The organism is Nocardiopsis protaetiae (assembly GCF_045446735.1).
In the GTDB taxonomy this organism is placed as follows: domain Bacteria; phylum Actinomycetota; class Actinomycetes; order Streptosporangiales; family Streptosporangiaceae; genus Nocardiopsis; species Nocardiopsis protaetiae.
Genome location: NZ_JBJJBV010000409.1, coordinates 1 through 4382, shown reverse-complemented (window position 1 = coordinate 4382; position 4382 = coordinate 1). Strand labels below are relative to the sequence as shown.

General features: G+C 73.0%; 3 protein-coding genes. 2 read left to right on the top strand and 1 reads right to left on the bottom strand.

The window, feature by feature from the left end:
- The coding region (locus ACJOT3_RS32925) for an AbfB domain-containing protein (RefSeq protein WP_406977040.1) at positions 1-2234 on the bottom strand (2234 nt) is incomplete at its 3' end.
- 277 nt (positions 2235-2511) lie between these two features.
- Between ACJOT3_RS32925 and ACJOT3_RS32920 the strand changes: the two genes are divergently transcribed.
- Positions 2512-3525 (top strand): LacI family DNA-binding transcriptional regulator, encoded by a 1014-nt coding sequence (locus tag ACJOT3_RS32920; RefSeq protein ID WP_406977039.1) that lies wholly within the window; start codon positions 2512-2514, stop codon positions 3523-3525.
- A gap of 64 nt (positions 3526-3589) precedes the next feature.
- Positions 3590-4354 (top strand): alpha/beta hydrolase family protein, encoded by a 765-nt coding sequence (locus ACJOT3_RS32915; protein ID WP_406977038.1) that lies wholly within the window; start codon positions 3590-3592, stop codon positions 4352-4354.
- Positions 4355-4382: the final 28 nt, after the last annotated feature.

Sequence of the window (4382 nt, the reverse complement as noted above, 5' to 3'; positions counted from 1 at the left end):
TAGTTGTAGGAGCGGAAGGACACTCCCTGCCCGGACAGCCCCGGCACCGGGCACCAGGTGGCGTCCTCGGCGAACAGGGTGCTTCCGTCGGAGGGGTGCCGCTTGACTCGGGAGTCCTGGTGGCGCAGGAACTCGCCGGGGTGGTTGCGGGACTCGAAGGAGACGCACGCGCCGTCGGCCAGGCCGGGCACGATCTTCCAGGTGGCGTCGGCCCTGAGCACGTCGCCGCTGGAGCCGTCCACCGGCTCGGTGTAGGCCAGCTCCTCGTAGTGGCGCAGGTAGCGGTCCTCGTGGCCGGGGGTGGTCACCCGCAGGGAGTGGAACCCGCCGGTCTCCAGGTCCACCCGGCCGCCCACCGGCTCCCCGGCGATGAGGGCGGCGTGCGCCGCCGCCACCGCCGCGGCGTCCACCTTGAGGACCCGGCGGTCGTAGGTCCACATGCCGTTGAGCTCGTTCTCCACGTCGGTGATCTCGGTGTAGATCGACGCGGAGAGGCCGTGGGTGCGCTCCAGCCGCTGCACGCCCGCCATCAGTCCGACGTAGCGGGTGGTCAGGGATTCCGGATCGGCGAGCATCTCGTAGCCGAACCCGTCACCCGGGCTCCACTCGTGGCCCTCCACCCGCAGCCCGTACCCGCCGAACTCGCCGAGCACCGAGATGCGGGTGTCCGACGCCGGGGCCGGGTTCCCCGGGCCCACGTAGATGTGGGAGTCCACGGCGTCGCCGTTGCCGGTGTCGTGCCAGCCCGAGGCGCCGGTGACCAGGCGGGAGGGGTCGGCGTCCTTGACCTCGTCGGTGATGCGGGCCCCGTCGTACTGCCCCCAGCCCTCGTTGAAGGGGATCCAGTGGGTGATGGACGGGAAGGACCGGTGCTCGTCGATCATCTCGTGCAGCTCGGTCTCGAACTGCGCGCGGTCGGCGGCCGAGGGCTCGTGGGCCATGTTGGGCATGTCCTGCCAGACGATGAGCCCGAGCACGTCCGCCCAGTAGTACCAGCGGTCCGGCTCGACCTTCACGTGCTTGCGGACGGTGTTGTAGCCCAGGTCCAGGTGGGCCTGGAGGTCGAACCTCAGGGCCTCGTCGGTGGGCGCGGTGGAGATGCCGTCGGGCCAGTACCCCTGGTCCAGGGTGCCGACCTGGAAGACGTACTCGCCGTTGAGCAGCGGGCGCAGCACCCCGTCCACCTCGCCGGTGGTGATGGAGCGCATCCCCACGTAGCCCTCGACCTCGTCCACGGCCTGCCCGTCGCGCTCCAGGGACACGTCCAGGTCGTAGAGGAAGGGGTCGCCGGGCGCCCACAGGTGCGGGTCGGGGACCGGGACGGTGATCGCGGTCCCCGCCGGGCCGGAGGCCGAGCCCACCACGGTGTCGCCGTCGCGGACGTCGACCCGGGCGGTGGCGCCCTCGGCGCCCGCGGCGTTCACGAGCACCTCGACCTGCTCGCCCGGCACGTCCGGGGTGACGTCGAGCCGGGTGACATGGGTCTGCGCCACCGGCTCCAGCCACACCGTCTGCCAGATGCCGGAGTAGGACGTGTAGAAGATGCCCGACGGGTCGTTGCGCTGCTTGCCCACGGGCTGGCCGCCCGCGTCGCCGGGGTCGTACACCCCCACGACGATCTCGTTGGCGCCCGCGGCCAGCCGGTCGGTGATGTCGAAGGAGAACTTGTCGTAGCCGCCGGTGTGGCCGCCGACCTCGGTGCCGTTGACCCAGACGGTGGCCTGCCAGTCCACGGCGCCGAAGTTGAGCAGCACCCGGCTCCCGTCCCAGTCGGCCGGGACCTCGAAGGAGCGGCGGTACCACATGCGGTCGTGCTTCTCCTGGACCCCGGAGAGCGCGGACTCGATCGGGTAGGGGACGAGGATCTCCCGGTCCAGGGTCCGGCCCAGGGGCGGGGCCTGGCCGGCGGAGCCGGGCTCCCACTCCCAGGTGCCGTTGAGGTTGAGCCAGTCCTCGCGCACCATCTGCGGGCGCGGGTACTCGGGCAGCGCGTTGTCGGGGGAGACCTCGCTCGTCCAGGGGGTCTCCAGCGGGGCGGCCGCGGCGGCGGAGCTCTCGGAGGGCGCCGCAGGTGTCGCGGCGGTGGTCGCCAGGGCTGCGGCCGGGACCAGCAGCAGCGCGGTCAGGACCGCGCCCCACCGGGCCAGGGGGGATCGTCGGGTCGGGGACGCGGGAGCGGGGGGCTCGGGGGATCGGCGGGCGGATGACGGGGGGACGGGGGGTCTGCCGTGCATACGGTTTCTCCGTGTTCGCGAGCGGTGCGACCCGGGGTGCCGGAGTCCCAGGTCCGCACTTTTTACAACGTGGAAAACCTGACGTCACGAAGATGAGAGCACGATGCCCGGCGCCTGTCCAGACCTCCGGTGACGGAAAAAGGGAAACGCTCCCACCCTGCTGTTTCCCTGCGATTCCGCATCCGTCCTGCTTACCGGGGTGGTGCGCACCCCGTTCGCATGTTGTATAACGATGGAAAATCAACGCCGTCAGACGCGCCAGCCACAAGGAGGCCCCGTGGGCATCAGCCTGAAGGACGTCGCACAGCGGGCGGGGGTGTCGATCAAGACCGTGTCCAACGTGGTCAACGGCTACCGGCACGTCACACCCCAGACCCGCCAGCGTGTCCAGCGGGCCATCGACGAACTCGGCTACCGGCCCAACCTCACCGCACGCCACCTGCGCAAAGGCCGCACCGGCATGATCGCCCTGGCCGTCCCCGAGCTCACCAACCCCTACTTCGCCGAACTCGCCGACGCCGTCATCGAGCACGCCGCCGGACTCGACTACATCGTCCTGCTCGACCACACCGGCGGCCGCCGCGACCAGGAGGTCCTCTTCGCCCAGGGCTTCCGCGCCCGGCTCATCGACGGCCTCATCCTCAGCCCCATCGAGCTGGAGAACGAGGACCTGCTCGCCCGGGAGAGCGACGCCCCCCTGGTGCTGCTCGGCGAGCGCGAGTACGACGCCCCCTACGACCACATCGCCATCGACAACGTCACCGCCGCCCGCACCGCCGCCGCCCACCTGGTGGAGATCGGACGGCGGCGCATCGCGTTCGTCGGCGCCCGGCACGGCCGCGCCCGCGCCACCGCCCACCTGCGGCTGCGCGGCTGGCGGGAGGTCATGGCCGAATCCGGGCTGCCCTCCGACGACGCCCTCATCGCCGTCACCGACGGGTACAGCCGCGAGGACGGCGCCCAGGCCATGGCCCGGCTCCTCGACTCCGGGCAGCGGCCCGACGCCGTGTTCTGCTACAACGACCTCATCGCCGTGGGCGCCATGCGCACCCTCGCCGAACGCGGGCTGCGGGTGCCCGAGGACGTGGCCGTGGTCGGCTTCGACGACATCGAGGAGAGCCGCTACGGCGCCACCACCCTGACCACCGTCGCCCCGCACAAGCGGGCCATCGCCCGCGCCGCCACCGACCTGCTGCTGGAGCGGCTGGCCGGGGAGGCGGACACCCCGCCGCGGCGGCTCCAGCCCGGGTTCGCGCTCATCACCCGCGAGAGCACGGTGGGGCGCCCCTGAACCGGGACCCCGGGCTGCTACGGTGCGGGGCGACGCGACGCAGCGCCGGACGAGGAGACCGCCCATGCCCACCACCGAGCCGTACAGCGACCACCCCAGCGGAGTCGTCCACCGCTGGGATGCGGAGAACGGGGGCGGCGGGGGAGCGGCCGGCCCCGCTCCGGTGGCCGTGCTGCTGCACGGCGGCTGGTGGCGCGACCTGCACGACGCCTCGCTCATGGACCCGCTCGCCCGCGACCTCACCGCGGCGGGATGGGCGGTGTGGAACGTGGAGTACCGGCGCACCGGGGACGACGGCGGCGGCTGGCCGCGGACCCTCGACGACGTGAACGCCGCCCTGCGGCAGGTCGGCCGCGCACTGCGCGCGGCGCCCGAGCGCTACGACGCCGCCCGGGTGGTGAGCGTGGGCCACTCCGCGGGCGGGCACCTGGCACTGCTCAACGCCCTGGACCCCGGGACCCCGGTCACCGGGGTGGTCGCCCTGGCACCCATCACGGACCTGGAGCGCTGCGCCCGGGCGGGGCTGGGGGAGGGGGCTGTCGAACCGTTCCTGGGACCGTACCCGGGGGCGGAGGTGTACACGGAGTCCTCGCCGCTGCACCGGGTTCCGCTCGGGCTGCCGCAGCTGGTGGTGCACGGGGACGCGGACCAGCGCGTTCCGGTCGAGCACAGCCGCGACTACACGGCGGCGGCCCGCGCGGCGGGCGACCGGGTGGAGTACCGGGAGCCGGCGGGGGCCGACCACTTCGCCGTCATCGACCCGGGGCACGCCGCCTGGGGCGAGGTCCGCGCCCACCTGGGGATCCGACCCGGGACGCGACGGGGTTGAAGCAGACACGGGGGCGGCCCGATGGGCC

What these genes read in the sequence shown, in the direction of transcription:
- ACJOT3_RS32915 (WP_406977038.1), top strand. Translation starts at nt 3,590, where the DNA reads ATGCCCACCACCGAGCCGTACAGCGACCACCCCAGCGGAGTCGTCCAC.